The organism is Streptomyces sp. NPDC002566 (genome assembly GCF_042889585.1).
Lineage (GTDB): Bacteria > Actinomycetota > Actinomycetes > Streptomycetales > Streptomycetaceae > Streptomyces.
Window position 1 is genome coordinate 1,195,911 of the sequence record NZ_JBIARD010000002.1, and the last position, 14,537, is coordinate 1,210,447.

Genomic DNA, 14,537 nt, shown 5'->3' on the forward strand with positions numbered 1-14,537 from the left:
TCCGAAACCCCTGTGCCGGGTCTGTCACCCGGGGGCGCTACGCTGCCCCTTGACACACCCCCTTGATCACCGCGCGCGCGGCGGCCCGCCGTGTCCGCCGCCCCCCGATCGGCACTTGGACTCCGTAACCTCATGTCTTGGTTTGAATCCCTCATCCTCGGACTCGTCCAGGGGCTGACCGAGTTCCTCCCCGTCTCCTCCAGCGCGCACCTGCGGCTGACCGCGGCCTTCTCGGGCTGGGAGGACCCCGGCGCCGCCTTCACCGCGATCACGCAGATCGGCACCGAGGCCGCGGTGCTGATCTACTTCCGCAAGGACATCGGTCGGATCCTGTCCGCGTGGTCCCGGTCACTCTTCGCCAAGGAGATGCGCAAGGACCACGACGCCCAGATGGGCTGGCTGGTGATCGTCGGCTCGATCCCCATCGGCGTGCTCGGCATCACCCTCAAGGACGCGATCGAGGGGCCGTTCCGCGATCTGCGGATCACCGCGACGATGCTCGTCGTCGTCGGCATAGTCATCGGCGTCGCGGACCGGCTCGCGGCACGCGACGAGAAGGGCGGCCGCCACCGCGCGCCGAAGCAGCGCAAGGGGCTGGAGAACCTGGGCGTGAAGGACGGCCTGATATTCGGCCTCTGCCAGGCCTGCGCACTCATCCCCGGCGTGTCCCGCTCCGGCGCCACCATCAGCGGCGGCCTGTTCATGGGCTACAAGCGCGAGGCGGCGGCCCGCTACTCCTTCCTGCTGGCCATCCCGGCGGTGCTGGCCTCGGGCACGTTCGAGCTCAAGGACGCGATGGAGGGCGGCCACGTGGCGTGGGGCCCGACGGCGTTCGCGACGGTGATCGCCTTCGCGTCCGGATATGCCGTGATCGCCTGGTTCATGAAGTTCATCAGCACGAAGTCCTTCATGCCGTTCGTGTACTACCGGGTGGTGCTCGGCATCGTCATCATCGTCCTGGTCGCCATGGGCGCGCTCAGTCCGCACGCGGCGGAGTCGGCGGGCTGAGTCCCCGGCAGGACGCCTCGGCAAGCGCGGTGGGCCGTGACCGAGGACATACGGTCTGCGTAGCCGTTCGGTGGCGCACTGTCAGCGCTTGCCCCTAGGCTGTCGCCATGTCCCCCAGTTTCGTGGTCCGTGGTTCCGTGCGCTCCGCCTCCGAGGTGAACGAGCAGATCCGTGCGCTGTGGCAGCGCACGGGCGGCAGTCTGTCGGCCAAGGACCGGTCCGAGTACGAACTGCTGGTCGTCGAGTGGGCGGCGGCCGTGCGGGGCGACGTGGTCAGGGCGGCGTAGAGGGGACACTCCCCGTTGTGCGCGTGCCCGCACGTGAACGTTCGGCCTGCCGGAGCAGTCCCGCCGGGCGGGTGCGGGAGTCCCTGATCGCTGGTCGGAGTCGTTTCGCCGTAAGTTGTTGTGGGGACAACCAATTGGCTTCGGCTGTCGAGTACGGGGGGAGGGCCCGCAGCACATGAGTCGTCGCTCTACTGGTTTCGTCGGCGTCTGGGCCGAGATGCAGCGGCAGCAGCAACGCCAACTGGACGCCGAAGCCAGACGGCGACGACTTCAGGAGCAGCAGACGCGCGCCTACGAGCGGCGGGCCGTGCAGAGCCACCGCGAGTACCGGCAGGCGGAGGCAGTGCGGCGCACGGAGGAACTGGACGCGCAGGTCGCCTCCCTGCAAGGCCTTCTCGTCGCGGGCTGCCAGGCCCCTCCCTTCCGGGCCTCCACGCTCCTGCGAGCGGAGGACGTACAGCCCTTCGCCCCCGGCCCGTTGGCGCACCCCGTGCCCATGCCGGAGTTCCACCACTACCAGGCGCAGGGCGGCTGGAGCGCGAGTCGCCGGGCGCAGGCCCAGGCCGAGGCGCAGGCCCGCTTCGAGCACGACTGGCGCGCCGCCCAGGCCGCGGAGGCCGAACGGCAGCGTCAACTGGCCTCCTATGAGCGGGAGTACCAGCAGTGGGCCGACGCCCGGCTGGCCGAGGTGCGAGGCCACAACGCCGGCGTCACCGCCGTCACCGACGGCGTGCGGCGCGGGGACCCCGAGTCCGTCGTCCAGTACTTCTCCGCCGCGCTGTACGCCTCGACCGCGTGGCCCGAGGCCTTTCCGCGCCAGGTCGCGGCGGCCTACGACCCGGCGGCCCGGCAGCTGGTGCTCGACTGGGAGCTGCCCCCGTACACGGTCGTCCCCGAGACCAAGTCCGTGAAGTGGACGGCCTCGACCGACCAGTACAAGGAGACGCCCCGCCCGGTGAGCCAGCGGCGCGCTCTGTACCGGGAGGTGCTGGCGCAGTGCGTGCTGCTCGTCCTGCACGAGCTCTTCGCGGCCGACGAGCAGGGCGCGCTCGAGTCGGTGGCCCTGAACGGGTTCGTCGACGGACACGATCCGACGACGGGCCGCCCGGGCCACATCTTCCTCGCGACCGTCATGGCCGCGCGCTCCTCCTTCCGCGACCTGCATCTGGCCCAGGTGGACGCCGGCAGCTGCCTGGCCGACGCGCTGCGCGGACAGCTGTCGCCCCGGCCGGACCAGCTCACGCCCGTACGGCCGGGCCGTCGGCCGCACGAGGTCGGCAACCCTGTCGTCGCCCACGGCGGCGGCGAGGAACCGGACCTGTTCGCGATGGATCCGGTCGCCTTCGAGGGCCTGGTGGCCGACCTCTTCCGGGCGATGGGCATGCAGGCGGTGACCACCCAGCGCTCCAACGACGGCGGCGTGGACGTCGACGCGCTGGATCCGACGCCGATACGGGGCGGCAAGATCGTCGTCCAGGTGAAGCGCTACCGCAACACCGTGCCGCCCACCGCCGTGCGCGACCTGTACGGGACGGTGCAGGACACCGGCGCCAACAAGGGTGTCCTGGTGACGACTTCGGGCTTCGGCCCCGGCTCGCACACCTTCGCCAACGGCAAGCCGCTGGAACTGGTCTCAGGAGCGGAGCTCGTCGACCTGCTGCACCGTCACGGACTGAGCGGGCGGCTCGGCGACGGGGGCCGGCAGGCCGGCGTGCAGCCGTCCCCTTCACCGCCGGACGCCCAACTGCCGCCGGACTACAACATCCTGGGCATGTCGTGGACCGGACGCGTCGCCCTGGACGTGTGCGCTCTCGTCTGCCGTGGCAACAGCGTTCTCAGCGACGATCACTTCGTCTTCTTCAACAACCCGGCGACACCGGACGGTTCGGTGCGCGCCCTGCCGGCCCCGGCACCCGACAAGGCCGCGATCTGCGTCTCCTTCGAGGGGTTGCCGGCCGAGGCCGACCGGTTCGTGCTCGTGGCCGCCGTCGACCCCGAGGTCAACCCGGACGCCGACCTCTCGGGCTTCACCGACGCCCGCATCCGCCTCCTCGACCCCGCCCTGGCCGAACTGGGGCAGTTGGAGGTCTCCGACGGCCGGCCACGCGAAACGGCCCTGGTCCTCGGCTCCTTCCGCCGCAGGGCGAACGGCGACTGGGACTTCGTCCTGGGCGGCAAGGGCTACCCGGGCGGCTTGGAGGAACTCGTGCGGGACTTCGGCGTCGAGGTGGAGTGAGCGCCCTCGCCTCGGAGACCGCGGTCAGTCCTGCGGGTCCACAGCGAGAGGTCGCTGCTCGTCGCGACGGCGAGGGTCTGCCCGGTCGGTGAGAAGCCGACGGCTCGCAGCTCGGAGTAGGTGCAGTGGAAGACGTGCCACCAGTCGCCGCCGTGCCGACCGGCGTGCGGCAGGCCGCCGTCGCGGGAGAGCAGGACACGTTCGTGCGGCCACGCGGGGACGACGGCCTCCACGGTCCACCCGTCCTCGGTCGTGGTGTGCAGCCCGCCCCCGTAGAGCCCGGCGATGTGCACCCTGCTCCCCGCCATGGGGCCCAGGCCGGGGCACGACAGGTCGGGCGCCGCGTCAGGGGTGCTGTCCTCGGGGGCGGGGTCCCGGTCCCGGGCGATCCTCTCCCCCGTGACGGCGTCGAACAGACCGTGGCCGTCGTGCGAGACGACCATCACCACATCGTGGCCGGTGCCGGGGTGCGAGGCGAACCCGATCCCGAGAAGTCCGCCCACCGGCGAGCACACGACCCGGCGCCACGGCTCGGGCGCCGGCAGCACAGGGGCCGCGAGGAGCCGGTCCCGCATCTCCCGCTGGTAGGGGGAAAGCCCCGGCTCAGGGTCCTGCGGACCGGCCGGGACTTTCCTCTTCATCCACTTCGACACACAGCCACGATCCCAGCTCACGAGGGTTTCGCCCACGTGGATTCGGCCGGGGCGGCCGTCACGCGGAGGCCACCACCTCGCCGGCCACGACCTGCGGCGGGTTGGGAAGCAGCGCCGCGAGGTTCTCCCGTACGAAGTCCGCGGCCTTGGTGATCGATTCCTCGGCGCCGGCCCGGTCCCGGAAGACGCTGGTGGAGACCATCACCCCGTCACCGGCGTCGATCCAGTAGTAGGCCACGAATCCGGAGACCTGCTGCATGAGCGGCACGAACCCCTCGTTCACGAGCCGAGCCGCCTCGGCGGCATCGGTCACCCCTTCGTACCGCCGCACTGCTGCGTACATTTCCACGCTCCTCACGGCAATCAGCGTTCGTCCTCTGCTGAATCGCCGTACCCCTGCGACGGCCGGCCCGCCCACGAGGCGCGGGGCAATCACCTGAAGGGCCGCCTCGGCTGATCCGAACGGCGGCCCCTGGCCCACCCCGGCCGAGAGGGCCTAGCGAACGCCGTTGGGGGCGAACGTCCAGACGGCGTGGCTGCCGGGGCCGACGGTCAGGGTGGAGTGGCCGAGCTGCTCCACGTGCCGGGTCTTCGCGGGGCCGTTGAGGGACATGTCGACCCGCCGCAGCCCCGCTTGTGCGCGCGGGACGACGTCGAGGCGGATCGTGGTGCCGCCGTGCTCCGCGACGACGCCCCCGCCCGGCAGGCTCCGGACGGCGAACCCGCCGGCCCGCAGCAGCGGCACGGTGTCGGCCAGGTCGCCCGCGGTGACCGCGAGGTGCACGGCGGTCACGTCACGCATCAGATGGGTGCGGTAGTCGTCCGAGAGGTAGCGCTCCCTGCCGACGTCACCGGGGAAGCCCGCCGGCTCGGTGTTGCCGCGGGGGTCGGCGAAGTACTCCGGCCGGTACTCCATCGCCCAGGCCCCGAAGGCGTCGTACGCGGTGGTGGTGAGGACGGCGTCGAACCACGGCACGGGCACACCGTCACCGAAGTCCCGGGTCTGGAGGAAGGTGACGGGTCGGGGGACCCCCTCGCCCTTCAGCCGCTCGGTGACCGTAGCCATGTCTCCCGCCCGCTCGGTCGACAGGCCGAGCCCGGCGGAGCCGAGGGTGCCGTCCTGACCGGCGATGTCGCCGACTCCGAGCAACTCCAGATAGGTCTCACGGCCCATCAGGTAGCGGCCGGTCCAGGTCTGTCCGTCCGCGCCGCTCGTGGTGCGGACCTGGAAGTTGGCGAAGTCCCGCAGGTACGCGGAGGTTCGATGGCGTCGGCGGTCTCCCGGTCGAGGACACCGTAGGAGTGGTTGTAGAACAACAACTGCCGTTCTTGCGAGGTACTCTGCTCCTCGGCCTGTGCCGTCCCCGCGCCGCCCCCGATCGCTCCGGAGAGGGCCACCGCGAGCACGACGATCATCCGTAATGTCCGGCGAATCAGCATGCGAGTGATCGTAGGGCGGGCAGGCCGTGCTTGTGGTTCTTTTCGGAGAGCGAGGCGAGCGTTCGTTCGAGCCGCACGGGCCACGGGCCGCACGGGCCACGGGCCGCAGCGTGATCGAAAATCGGTGGCCCGCCGAGCCGTCGGGGCCGAAAACTGTGCGTCATGGAACACCCGCACCAAGAGATCCGCGCGCTCCACACGGCGTCCACGATCACCGTCTACCAGGCCTACGACCCCGCGATCGGAGTGCCCGCCGTCCGCCACGGCCGCTTCCCCTCCACGTGGCGGCGGAACCGCATGACGTGGATCAAGCCCAGCTTCCTGTGGATGATGTACCGCTCCGGCTGGGGCACCAGTGCCGGGCAGGAGACCGTTCTCGCCGTCGAGATCACTCGCGCCGGTTTCGACTGGGCGCTGCGCCACGCCTGTCTGTCGAGCTACGTTCGCTCCCTGTACCCCGATCGCGAGGCTTGGCAGCGGGAACTCAAGCGGGCGCCGACCCGTGTCCAGTGGGATCCCGAGCGCGACCTGAACTCACGTCCCCTGTCGTACCGTTCGCTGCAACTCGGGCTCTCCGGCGAGGCGTCGGCGCGCTACGCCGACGAGTGGACCGTGTCCATCAGCGATGTGACTCCGCTCGCCCGGGAGATCCGCGCACTCGTCGGCCGCGGCGAGCAGGATGCCGCGCGGGAGTTGCTCCCCCGGGAGCGGCCCTACCCCGCCGGTGACGAACTGCTCGCCCACCTGCGGCCCTGAGCAGCGCGCACGGCACCCGCCCGGCAGGCGGCGGACGTCACGACGGGACGATGGCGCCCTCGGGCGACGCGTCGGGCTCCGGCTCCTGCGGAGGATCCGTGAGTTGTTCACGGACGTAGTTCCAGGCCACCGCGACCAGTGCGGCGACCGGTACCGCGAGGAAGCTGCCCACGATGCCGGCCAGACTGCCGCCCAGCGTCACCGCGAGGAGGACCACCGCGGCGTGGAGGCCGAGGCCGCGGCTCTGGATCATCGGCTGGAAGACGTTGCCCTCCAGCTGCTGCACCACGACGATGATCGCCAGCACGATCAGCGCGTCCGTCAGGCCGTTGGAGACCAGTGCGATGAGCACCGCGACGAAGCCGGCGAACAGCGCGCCCACGATGGGCACGAACGCCGAGACGAAGGTCAGCACCGCCAGCGGCAGCACCAGCGGCACCTTGAGGATCCACAGGCCGAGGCCGATGAGGACGGCGTCCAGCAGTCCGACGACCGCCTGGGAGCGCACGAACGCGCCCAGGGTGTCCCAACTGCGCTCGGCCACGGTCGGGACGTCGGTGGCGAGCCGGCCGGGGAGCTGACGGGCCAGCCACGGCAGGAAGCGCGGGCCGTCCTTGAGGAAGAAGAACATCAGGAACAGCGCCAGCACGGCCGTGATGACCCCGTTGACGACGGTGCTCACCCCGGTGACGACGGCGGTGACCGCGCTGCCCATTCCGTCCTGGGCCCGGGCGACCGCGCTGTCGAGACCCTTGGTGATCTGGGCGTCGTCGATGTTCAACGGCGGTCCGGCCGCCCACTCGCGCAGCCTCTGCATGCCTTCCACCACACCGTCGGTCAGGTCGCCGGACTGCGACGCCACCGGCACCGCGATCAGCGCCACGACGCCCACGGCGACCAGCAGGAACAGCACCGTCACAGTGGCCGCGGCCAGGGCGGGCGGCCAGCCGCGCCGGCGCAGGAAGCGGGTCGGCGGCCAGGTCAGCGTCGTCAGGAGCAGGCCGACGACGAGCGGCCACACCACGGACCAGGTCCGTCCGAGCAGCCACAGGGCGACCGCGAGCATCACGAGGACCAGCAGCAGGTCGACGGATATGCGCGCGGACGCGCGGAGCGCGGCGCGCGTCTTCGTGGGGCTCAGGGTGGCAGGCATGGGGTCACCCTATGTGCAGCCGTGTGCGGCCGTGCCAAGGGCCATCCCGCGCAGGGCCCTTGGCTCCGCGAGGTCCATGCCCAACACTCGGGTCATGACGCAGCGTGTGGAGCTCGCCACCGTGATGGACCGGCTGGCCGTCGACGGGTTGATCACGGAGTACGCGGTCGCGGTCGACGACGGGGACTGGGCGGCGTACCGGGAGTTGTTCACCTCGGACGGCCGGGCGGACTACCGTTCCGCCGGCGGGATCGAGGGGGACGCCGGGAAGGTGGCCGTGTGGCTCGCGGAGAGCATGCGGCTGTTCTCCATGCGGCAGCACCTGATCGTGAACCGCCGTCTCCGCTTCGGGGTCCTGGAGCGGGACCGGGGCGACACGGCGCACGTCCTGGCCGACTACCTCAATCCCATGCGGCTGGCGGGGGACACCGCCCGCTTCGACGAGACGGGTTCCGATGCCTCGGCCGGGCCGCCCGACTTCGTCTGCGGCGGCCGCTACTCCTTCGCCCTGCTGCGGACGGACGACGGCTGGCGGTTGCGCGAGGTGGTCGTGGCGGAGAAGTGGCGCCGCGCTCCGCGGCCGTCCGGGGGCCGGCCGGGCCCGACGCCCCGGGAGTGACCGACGCCATCTGGTCGGAGATCGTCCGGGGCGCGCACACTGGAGCCGTCAGTGGGTAGGGAGGTGCCGTATGAAGACGTTCGGTCCCTGGCTCACCTCCCCCTGGCGGCGTTCCGCTCTCGCGGCGCTGGCCGGCGCGCTGCCCGTGCCGGCGTTCCCGGCGCCCGCCCTGTGGTGGTGGGCGTGGTTCGCGCTGGTCCCGCTGCTGCTGCTCGTCCGGTCGGCCCCGACGGGGAAACGGGCGGCGTACGACGGCTGGTGCGGCGGCTTCGGGTTCATGCTGGCCATGCATCTGTGGCTGCTGCCGTTCCTGCACGTCTTCATCTTCGTGCTGGCCGCGCTGCTCGGTGCGTTGTGGGCGCCGTGGGGCTGGCTGGTGCGCCGGTTCCTCGGCGGTGCGCCCTCGCGGGGGCGGGCTGCGGCCGCGCTCGCCGTGCTGCCCTCGGGCTGGCTCGCCGTGGAGCTGGTCCGGTCCTGGCAGGCGCTCGGTGGGCCGTGGGGCGTGCTCGGGTCGAGTCAGTGGCAGGTGGAGCCCGCGTTGCGGCTGGCGTCCGTGGGCGGGGTGTGGCTGCTCAGTTTCCTGGTGGTGGCGGTGAACGTGGCGGTGGCCGTGCTCGTCGCGGTGCCGGCGCACCGGCTGCCCGCCGTGGCGGGGCTCGCGGCGACGGCCGCCGCGGCATCGGCCGCGTGGGTGTGGTCGCCGCGGCCGGACGCCACCGGGCGGGTGGCCCGGATCGCCGTGGTGCAGCCGGGTGTGATCGACGGCCCGGACCGCCGCTTCGACCGGGAGGAACAGCTGACGCGGGGGCTCGCCGGGCAGGACGTGGACCTGGTGGTCTGGGGTGAGAGCAGCGTCGGCTACGACCTCGACGACCGGCCCGATCTGGCACGCCGGCTGGCGGTGCTGGCCCGTGCGACCGGCGCGGACATCCTGGTCAACGTGGACGCCCGCCGCTCGGACGTGCCCGGCATCTACAAGAGCTCGCTCCTGATCGGCCCGGACGGCCCGACCGGCGACCGGTACGACAAGATGCGGCTGGTGCCGTTCGGGGAGTACATCCCGGCCCGTTCGCTGCTCGGCTGGGCTTCCTCGGTGGGCAAGGCCGCCGGTGAGGACCGTAGGCGGGGCTCGAAGCAGGTCGTGATGGACGCGGGGCGGGGGCTGCGGATCGGGCCGATGGTGTGCTTCGAGACGGCGTTCCCCGACATGAGCCGTCATCTGGCCGGGGACGGCTCGGACGTCCTGGTCGCCCAGTCGTCGACGTCGACGTTCCAGGAGAGCTGGGCGCCCGCGCAGCACGCTTCGCTGGGCGCCCTGCGCGCCGCGGAGACCGGGCGGCCGTTCGTTCACGCGACGCTGACGGGCGTGTCCGCCGTGTACGACGCGAGCGGCCGGCCGACGGGGTCGTGGCTGGGGACGGACGCGAGTTCGACGGCCGTCCACGAGGTGCCGCTCACCGACGGTGTCACCCCGTACGTCCGCTTCGGCGACTGGCCGGCCCACGCGGCGCTGCTGGTCCTCGCGGCTGCGGCCGCCTGGGAGGGGACCCGGGCGGTCAGGCGGCGCCGGAAGTCTCCCGCACCGCTCGCACCACCCGTTCGCACAGTTCGTGAGTCGCCAGTGCGTCCCGGGCGCTGAGCACCTTGCCGGCGCGGACGGCGTCGAGGAAGGCCAGCGCGGCCTGTTCGATGCCGCGCTGCCGGGCGACGGGCACCCAGTCGCCGCGCCGGCGCAGGGTCGGCTGGCCCTTGTGGTCGATCACCTCGGCGAGGTTGACGACCTGCCGCTTGGTGTCCTGCCCGGACACCTCCAGGATCTCCTCGTTGGACCCGCTGAGCCGGTTCATCACCCCGAGCGCGGTGAAGCCGTCGCCGGCGAGCTGGAGGACGACGTGGTGCAGCAGGCCGTCCCGGACGCGGGCCCGCACGGTCACGTCGTCGACCGGCCCCGGCACGAGGAAGCGGAGCGTGTCGACGACGTGGATGAAGTCGTCGAGGATCATCGTGCGCGGTTCCTCGGGCAGTCCGGCCCGGTTCTTCTGCAGGATGATCAGCTCGCGCGGATGGTCGGCGCACTGCGCGTAGCCTGGGGCGTAGCGCCGGTTGAAGCCGACGGCGAGGCTCGTGCCGCGCTCTTCCGCGAGGGTCACGAGCCGCTCGGAGTCGGCCAGTTCGTACGCCAGCGGCTTGTCGACGTAAGTGGGGACGCCCGCGTCCAGCAGCCGGGCGACGATCTCGGGGTGGACGGCGGTCGGCGCGTGCACGAAGGCGGCGTCGAGGCCCTGGGCGAGGAGCCCGTCGAGGTCCCGGTGCCGGTGTCCGGCGGGAAGTCGCAGGGTGTCGGCGACCTGCTCCAGGGTGGCCGGGGTCCGGGTCTGGAGGTGGAGTTCGATCCCCGGCAGTGTGCCGAGCACCGGCAGGTAGGCCTTGCGCGCGATGTCACCGAGCCCGATGCAGCCGACCTTCACGGGGACTCCTTCACTGCTCGTCCGCGCCCTGCGTGTCCTGCTCGTCCGTGCCTGCCTGCACGGCAGCATACGGTGCCTGCGGGGGCCGCCAGTCGGCGATCCCGTCGAAGCCGCGCAGTACGAGGCCGGGGGCGGCCTTCGACGCCACGACGAGCACGCCGTCGCGGACGGCCGTCACCGCGCGGCCGCGCGCCATGTTGAGGCGGGCGATCCGCACGGCCTGGCGGCTGATCCTCGTCGTCCGGGGCAGCCGGGCGGCCGTGTAGGCGGCGAGGTCGTCGCCGTGATGGGCGAGGACGATCGCGTCCTCGACGGCCTGGTTGCCGCCCTGGCCGAGCGTCGGCGGCATCGCGTGCGCGGCGTCGCCGAGGAGGGCGACCCGGCCGCGGTGGTGAGCGGGCAGCGGCCGCGCCAGGTGGTGGACGTCGTGGCGCAGGACGTCCTCGGGGCCTGCGGCCGCCAGGACGGCGGGCACCGGCTGGTGCCAGTCGCCGAAGAGGCGCAGGAGTTCGGCCTTCTCGTCGTCGGGCGCGTGTCCGCCGGCGGGGGTCATGGCGGCGGCGTAGGCGTAGACGCGGCCGTCCTTGAGGGGGTGGGTGCCCCAGATGCGGCCCCTCCCCCAGGTCTCGTGCGAGGCGAACCGTGCGCCGGGCACGGGGATCACCACCCGCCAGGTGGTGAATCCGGAGTAGACGGGGCCGGGGTGGCCGGGGAAGAGGGCGCGGCGTACGGCGGAGTGGATGCCGTCGGCGGCGACCACCAGGTCGGCTTCCAGATCGCCGTCGGGAGTGGTCACGCGGGCGGGGCGGCCGGAGCGGCCCCTGTCGCCGGGATCGGCGAGGGTGCCGGGCGTGCCGGTGCGGACGGCGTCCGCCGGGAGCAGGGCGGCGAGGGTGTCGATGAGCGTGGCGCGGTGCAGCAGGACCAGGGGGCCGCCGAAGCGGGCGGCCGCCGCGTCCGCGTCGGAGCGGGAGAGCCAGCGCCCGCTGGGGGCGCGCAGCCCTCCGTCGCCCTGCCAGGCGGCGAGGTCGCGGATCCGGTCGCCGACGCCGATGACGTCGAGGGCGTGCAGGGCGTTGGGGGCGAGGGAGATGGCGGCGCCGACGGGGGCGAGGGAGGGGGCCCGTTCCAGGACGGTGACCCGCCAGCCGCCGCGGTGCAGGGCCGCGGCGGCGGTGAGACCGCCGATGCCGCCTCCGATGACGACCGCCCGCCTCGGCCGCTCCTGGCTGTGCGCCATGACTCCTCCTGGGCTCGACCCCTGCGCACTACACCCGTAGTGCGCCCACGCCTCGACTGTACTACGGGTGTAGTGAGCGAGGTAGGTTGGCCTTCATGTCCGTACGTCCCGCCCCAGACGCCTCGCGCGCCGAACTCGTCGCCGACACCGCCCTCGCTCTGCTCGCCGAGCGCGGCACGCGCGGCCTCACCCATCGGGCCGTCGACGAGGCGGCCGGGCTCCCCCAGGGCTCCACCTCCAATGTCGCCCGCACCCGCCAGGCGTTGCTGGAGCTGGCGGTACGCCGGCTCGCCCACCGTGAGGCCCGGACGCTCGCCCTGCACGAGCTGCCGGATCCGCGGGCCGGCCGGCTCCCCGTGGTGGACGCGCTCGCGCTGGCGACCCATCGGGCGCTCACCCGCGACCGGGAGCTGACGCTGGCCCGCTACGAACTGGCCTTGGAGGCCACGCGCCGCCCTGAGCTGCGGGTCCATTTCGACGCGGCGGGGGCCCGCTTCCGGGAGCAGCTCGCCGCCCTCGTCACGGCGCTGGGCTCGACGTCCCCCGAGCGGCATGTGCTGTCGCTGGTCGCCTGGGCGGACGGGCTGATGTTCTCCTGCGTGGCCGGGTCGTTCGGGGCGCGGATCCCGAGCCCTGAGGAGGTGCGGGCAGGGTTGTCGGAGCTGCTGGCGGGGATGCTGGGCGACTGAGGGGAAAGGGCGCGAGGGTGAGTGCGGCGGCTGAAAAGGCATGGTGGTCGGGGGCCGGCTGGGCGATCATGAAGTCATGACGACGCAGCGCACCGAACCCGCCCAGAACGCCGACGAACGCACCATGCTGGAAGGCTGGTTGGAGTACCACCGGCAGACCCTGGCCTGGAAGTGCGAGGGGCTCACCGACGCCCAGTTGCGCACCGCTTCCGCGCCGCCGTCCGAGCTGTCCCTGCTGGGGCTGGTGCGGCACATGGCGGAGGTGGAGCGCGGCTGGTTCCGCAAGGTGCTCGTGGGTGAGGACGCCGAGCCGATCTACTTCACCGACGAGGACCGCGACGGCGACTTCCATCTCACCGAGGAGGACGGCTGGGAGGAGGCCCACGCCACCTGGCAGGCCGAGATCGAGATCGCCCGGCGCAACGCGGCCGGCTTCGAGCTGGACGACCTCTCACGCGGGAAGAGCCGGCACAGCGGCGAGCCGTTCAACCTGCGCTGGATCTACACGCACATGATCGAGGAGTACGCCCGGCACAACGGTCACGCCGACCTGCTGCGCGAGCGCATCGACGGCGCGACCGGCGACTGACCGGGGGCCTTTCGAAAGACGCTCTAGAGAAGGTCGTCCGAGGCGCCCTCGCCCAGGCGCAGTTCCATGCGGCTGATCGCCGCGCGCACGCCGTCGCCGTAGCTGTCGTCGCCGAGGACGCCGGCGGTGCGGCGGGCCCGGCGGAGGTGGCTGCGGGCGGCCTCGGAGCGGCCCAGCCTGGCGTAGTCCGCCGCCAGGTTGAGGTGCAGGGAGGGGAACAGCGCCCGCACCTCCACCGAGGCGTCCTGGTCCTCCGCCGCCGTCAGCGCCCGCAGGTCCCAGGCGAGTTCGTCGAAGGGGTCGTCCTGGGTGTCGGCCAGGTAGTGGGCGAGCGTGCAGCGGTGCAGGGGGTCGCCGCCGTCGCCGAGTTCGGTCCACAGGTCGAGGAGGCGGCGCCTGGCCTCCTCGCGGTCTCCCCCGTGGTGCAGCATCACGACCTGGCCGATCCGTGTGAGCACGGCGTCCGGCGTCGCCTGCCCCTGTCGATGCTCCGCCACCGCGCCTCCCTGGACCTGTTGCGAGGACGTCGGGGCCGGTGCGACCGTCCGCCTGCTCCACGACGCGACGAATCTAGCCGTCTGCGGCGGCAATACCGGTCAGGCGGCACCGGGCCGGGCCGGGTGGAACCGGCCCGGCGGCGGTCAGCCGAGGTTCGGGACGGTCCAGTCGATCGGCTCGTGACCCTGCCGGGCCACCGCCTCGTTGATCTGGGTGAACGGGCGGGAGCCGAAGAACTTCTTCGCCGACAGCGGGGAGGGGTGCGCGCCCTTGACCACGATGTGCCGGCTCTCGTCGATCAACGGCAGCTTCTTCTGCGCGTAGTTGCCCCACAGGACGAAGACGGCCGGGTCGGGCCGGCCGGCCACGGCGCGGATCACCGCGTCGGTGAACTTCTCCCAGCCCTTGCCCTTGTGGGAGTTCGCCTCGCCGGAGCGGACGGTGAGGACCGCGTTGAGCAGCAGCACGCCCTGCTCCGCCCACGGCATCAGGTAGCCGTTGTCGGGGATCGGCGTGCCCAGCTCCTCGTGCATCTCCTTGTAGATGTTGCGCAGCGACGGGGGGATCCTGACGCCCGGCCGCACCGAGAAGCACAGGCCGTGCCCCTGGCCCTCGCCGTGGTAGGGGTCCTGACCGAGGACCAGCACCTTCACCCGGTCGTACGGCGTCGCGTCGAGCGCGGCGAAGACCTCCTCGCGCGGAGGGTAGACGGGGCCCTTCGCTCGCTCCTCCTCGACGAACTCCGTCAGCTCCTTGAAGTAGGGCTGCTGAAGCTCGTCGCCCAGCACTGCGCGCCAGGACTCGGGCAGCATGGCGATGTCGGTCACGTCAACGTCCTCCGTTGTGCGGTCGCTTCCAGGCCTCAGAACCTACAGGCGACCACTGACAAGGCGGCCGGCCG

15 protein-coding genes and 1 pseudogene are annotated in these 14,537 nt (G+C 72.4%); 8 read left to right on the top strand and 8 right to left on the bottom strand.

Annotation, left to right across the window (positions count from 1 at the left end; all coding sequences use genetic code 11):
• The first annotated feature begins 132 nt into the window (after positions 1-132).
• The 3 genes from ACFYXA_RS12320 (at position 133) to ACFYXA_RS12330 (ending at position 3,531) form a co-directional block, all read left to right on the top strand.
• Positions 133-1,008 (top strand): undecaprenyl-diphosphate phosphatase, encoded by an 876-nt coding sequence (locus ACFYXA_RS12320; RefSeq protein ID WP_389031407.1) that lies wholly within the window; start codon positions 133-135, stop codon positions 1,006-1,008.
• 107 nt (positions 1,009-1,115) lie between these two features.
• Entirely contained in the window at positions 1,116-1,295 is a 180-nt protein-coding gene (locus tag ACFYXA_RS12325; RefSeq protein ID WP_389031410.1) for a hypothetical protein, read from the top strand.
• Positions 1,296-1,470: 175 nt separating this feature from the next.
• Positions 1,471-3,531: a restriction endonuclease gene (locus ACFYXA_RS12330; RefSeq protein WP_389031413.1), complete on the top strand. Its 2,061-nt coding sequence runs from the start codon at positions 1,471-1,473 to the stop codon at positions 3,529-3,531.
• Here the strand turns inward: ACFYXA_RS12330 and ACFYXA_RS12335 are convergent.
• The 3 genes and pseudogenes from ACFYXA_RS12335 to ACFYXA_RS12345 all read right to left on the bottom strand — a co-directional run bounded on the left by ACFYXA_RS12335 (position 3,477) and on the right by ACFYXA_RS12345 (position 5,600).
• A complete protein-coding gene (locus tag ACFYXA_RS12335) occupies positions 3,477-4,172 on the bottom strand; it encodes a hypothetical protein (RefSeq protein ID WP_389031717.1) in 696 nt (231 codons plus the stop codon). The two genes, ACFYXA_RS12330 and ACFYXA_RS12335, sit on opposite strands and share 55 nt — an antisense overlap.
• A gap of 70 nt (positions 4,173-4,242) precedes the next feature.
• Positions 4,243-4,527: a hypothetical protein gene (locus ACFYXA_RS12340; protein ID WP_351098039.1), complete on the bottom strand. Its 285-nt coding sequence runs from the start codon at positions 4,525-4,527 to the stop codon at positions 4,243-4,245.
• Between the two features lie 153 nt (positions 4,528-4,680).
• Positions 4,681-5,600: pseudogene (locus ACFYXA_RS12345) on the bottom strand (DUF5829 family protein).
• 186 nt (positions 5,601-5,786) lie between these two features.
• On the opposite strand from ACFYXA_RS12345, the gene ACFYXA_RS12350 reads away from it, so the two are divergent.
• A complete protein-coding gene (locus ACFYXA_RS12350; protein WP_389031416.1) occupies positions 5,787-6,380 on the top strand; it encodes a DUF4291 domain-containing protein in 594 nt (197 codons plus the stop codon).
• A gap of 37 nt (positions 6,381-6,417) precedes the next feature.
• Here ACFYXA_RS12350 and ACFYXA_RS12355 read toward each other — a convergent pair whose 3' ends face one another.
• Complete coding sequence (locus ACFYXA_RS12355) at positions 6,418-7,533, bottom strand: AI-2E family transporter (protein ID WP_352252591.1); 1,116 nt, start codon at positions 7,531-7,533, stop codon at positions 6,418-6,420.
• 94 nt (positions 7,534-7,627) lie between these two features.
• Here ACFYXA_RS12355 and ACFYXA_RS12360 point away from each other — a divergent pair, with 94 nt between their 5' ends.
• Both ACFYXA_RS12360 and lnt read left to right on the top strand, forming a co-directional pair.
• Positions 7,628-8,152 carry a nuclear transport factor 2 family protein gene (locus ACFYXA_RS12360; protein WP_352252588.1) on the top strand — a complete coding sequence of 175 codons (525 nt, stop codon included), beginning with the start codon at positions 7,628-7,630 and terminating at the stop codon, positions 8,150-8,152.
• A gap of 70 nt (positions 8,153-8,222) precedes the next feature.
• On the top strand, positions 8,223-9,791 hold the full coding sequence (lnt, locus tag ACFYXA_RS12365) for an apolipoprotein N-acyltransferase (RefSeq protein WP_352252586.1): 1,569 nt from the start codon (positions 8,223-8,225) through the stop codon (positions 9,789-9,791).
• On the opposite strand, the gene ACFYXA_RS12370 is transcribed toward lnt, so the two are convergent.
• Positions 9,709-10,620: a Gfo/Idh/MocA family protein gene (locus ACFYXA_RS12370; protein ID WP_389031421.1), complete on the bottom strand. Its 912-nt coding sequence runs from the start codon at positions 10,618-10,620 to the stop codon at positions 9,709-9,711. The two genes, lnt and ACFYXA_RS12370, sit on opposite strands and share 83 nt — an antisense overlap.
• 10 nt (positions 10,621-10,630) lie before the next feature.
• Complete coding sequence (locus tag ACFYXA_RS12375; RefSeq protein WP_389031424.1) at positions 10,631-11,860, bottom strand: FAD-dependent monooxygenase; 1,230 nt, start codon at positions 11,858-11,860, stop codon at positions 10,631-10,633.
• A gap of 95 nt (positions 11,861-11,955) precedes the next feature.
• On the opposite strand from ACFYXA_RS12375, the gene ACFYXA_RS12380 reads away from it, so the two are divergent.
• Positions 11,956-12,549: a TetR/AcrR family transcriptional regulator gene (locus ACFYXA_RS12380; protein ID WP_389031427.1), complete on the top strand. Its 594-nt coding sequence runs from the start codon at positions 11,956-11,958 to the stop codon at positions 12,547-12,549.
• A gap of 76 nt (positions 12,550-12,625) precedes the next feature.
• Positions 12,626-13,138 carry a DinB family protein gene (locus ACFYXA_RS12385; protein WP_352252578.1) on the top strand — a complete coding sequence of 171 codons (513 nt, stop codon included), beginning with the start codon at positions 12,626-12,628 and terminating at the stop codon, positions 13,136-13,138.
• Between the two features lie 23 nt (positions 13,139-13,161).
• Here ACFYXA_RS12385 and ACFYXA_RS12390 read toward each other — a convergent pair whose 3' ends face one another.
• Positions 13,162-13,569: a hypothetical protein gene (locus ACFYXA_RS12390; protein WP_389031719.1), complete on the bottom strand. Its 408-nt coding sequence runs from the start codon at positions 13,567-13,569 to the stop codon at positions 13,162-13,164.
• A gap of 210 nt (positions 13,570-13,779) precedes the next feature.
• Positions 13,780-14,463 carry a uracil-DNA glycosylase gene (ung, locus tag ACFYXA_RS12395; protein ID WP_352252575.1) on the bottom strand — a complete coding sequence of 228 codons (684 nt, stop codon included), beginning with the start codon at positions 14,461-14,463 and terminating at the stop codon, positions 13,780-13,782.
• Positions 14,464-14,537: the final 74 nt, after the last annotated feature.